Origin of the sequence: Shewanella sp. SW24 (assembly GCF_025653395.1) — a bacterium.
GTDB classification, from domain to species: Bacteria; Pseudomonadota; Gammaproteobacteria; order Enterobacterales; family Shewanellaceae; genus Shewanella; species Shewanella oncorhynchi.
Window position 1 is genome coordinate 1 of sequence record NZ_JAKKSH010000059.1, and the last position, 2420, is coordinate 2420.

At 48.6% G+C, this 2420-nt stretch carries 1 protein-coding gene and 1 pseudogene; both read left to right on the forward strand.

Annotated features, from left to right (window positions below):
- Positions 1–231, forward strand: a pseudogene (locus L5M17_RS22795) (IS4 family transposase); the annotation flags it as partial.
- 273 nt (positions 232–504) lie between these two features.
- Positions 505–2420, forward strand: a 1916-nt coding sequence (locus L5M17_RS22800; protein ID WP_263149283.1) for a retention module-containing protein, incomplete at its 3' end; no start/stop codon positions are given.

Sequence of the window (2420 nt, forward strand, 5' to 3'; positions counted from 1 at the left end):
ATGGTTCAATGCCTGTTGTGGCTAGTTGGTTTACACGCACAGCAACAGGGCTGGGATAAGCATTTTCAGGCCAATACCATTGGGCATCGAACGGTACTCTCAACGATTCGCTTGGGATTGGAGGTACTCAGGCGGCCTGATTATCAAATCACGGAGAAAGAATTGCTGGCGGCCTGGGTATTATTCGCCAATCAGTTGCTCAAATATGGCTATGCTATGGCTGATTTATGAGGGGATCCTTCAGTGCTTAACCTTAGTGTTAAAAAGTACTAAATACGGCCCTTTTTATAGATATAGCTACTACATCTAGTTACAGGTCTAAAAATTGTCACTTTTGCGCATTAAGATCCGTAAAACCGCATAAGAGCAGGCAACACAAGCGCGTCAAAAAATTGACTTAAGTCGTTTCGTTAGCTAAAATTCCACCACTTGTATCACAGTGCGACATATTTGTTGGACTTGTGCGTCTATGGATTAACACACTTTGGCTGTTGGGAGCTTACTATGGGATCGGTAATTACATCAAAGAAAGGTTTGCTTAAGTTAGTAAAAGGGCAAATCAATGTCGAAGTTGATGGTTCAAATCAACCCGCTAAGGATGGCGAACAACTCCCTAAAGGTGCTGTGCTCCATATTGGCGAAAACGCAACCTATGAAATTACCTTCGATGATGGCACTAAGCTATCAAATGAAGTCGCGCCCAGCGAAACTACTGCAGCAGCCTCTGGCACGGCTAACGAAGCAGCCCTAGATGAAATTCAAGCATTACAAGATCTTATTGCATCCGGTGAAGACCCAACTCAGAACCTACCAGAAACCGCAGCAGGTAACACACCAGGCAGTGATGGTAACTCGGGCTATGTCACTCTAGCCCGTAGCGGCACAGAAACCATTGCAGCTTCAGGCTACTCAACAAGCGGCCAAGCACTGACTGGAACGACGGTTAATATTCCACAATTCACCATTGCAGCAGACTCACCTTCAGCACTTGCTAATGACAGCAACACTTCCAATGAAGATACTGTAGCGACTGGCAATGTGCTCGATAACGACACTGATGTGGATTCCACTCTAAGTGTTGTGAGCTTCGAAATCAGCGGTACCACCTACGCAGCAGGCACAGAAGTGACTCTCGAAGGTGGTGTTTTAATTTTAAATATCGATGGTTCTTACACCTTCACGCCGAATGAAAACTGGAATGGCCAAGTACCTGTCATTACCTACACAACCAACACGGGCTCAACTGCAACGCTAACCATTAATATCAGCCCTGTCGATGATCCTTCCATCCTTGCAAATGACAGCGCCACAGTTGCAGAAGACACTGCAGCAACTGGCAATGTGCTTGATAATGATTCCGATATCGACAGCACCCTTTCCGTTGTCAGCTTCACTGTGAATGGCGATACCGTTACCGCAGGCACCACTGTTTCCCTAGAAGGTGGCAGCTTAGTCATCAATGCCGATGGTTCTTACACCTTCACGCCGAATGCAAACTGGAATGGCCAAGTACCTGTCATTACCTACACCACTAACACTGGTTCAACGGCCACATTAACCATTAATGTTACCCCTGTTGATGATGCCTCTGCGTTAGCCAACGATACTAATACCGTTGATGAAGATACCGTTGCCACCGGTAACGTGCTCACCAATGACAGCGATGTGGATAACACGCTCTCTGTAACCAGCTTTACGGTAAGTGGTCAAACGGTTGCGGCTGGCACCACCGTTGCCTTAGAAGGCGGCAGCTTAGTCATCAATGCCGATGGCTCTTACACCTTCACACCCAATGAAAACTGGAATGGCCAAGTACCAGTCATCACTTACACCACTAACACTGGCTCAACAGCAACGCTAACCATTAATGTTAACCCTGTCGATGATCCTTCCATCCTTGCAAATGACAGCGCCACAGTTGCAGAAGATACTGTAGCTACAGGCAATGTGCTTGATAATGATTCCGATATCGACAGCACCCTGTCCGTTGTCAGCTTCACCGTGAACGGCGATACCGTTACCGCGGGCACCACTGTTTCCCTAGAAGGCGGCAGCTTAGTCATCAATACCGATGGCTCTTACACCTTCACGCCTAATGCAAACTGGAATGGCCAAGTACCTGTCATTACCTACACCACTAACACTGGTTCAACGGCCACATTAACCATTAATGTGACCCCTGTCACCGATGGCTTCACCGATGCCGATGAAACCCTGACCGTGGCTGAAGACAGTGGCGTCACCAATGGCTCCTTACTCACCGGCACCACCAGTGTCGATGGCCCGCTCAGCATTCAGAGCTTCAGCGTCGCCGGACAAACCGGTCCGTTCACCCTGGGCACCGCCTACGTGATCGCCGGCCAAGGCACCCTGACGGTCAATGCCAACGGCACCTACAGCTTTGAGCCCGCCGCCAACTG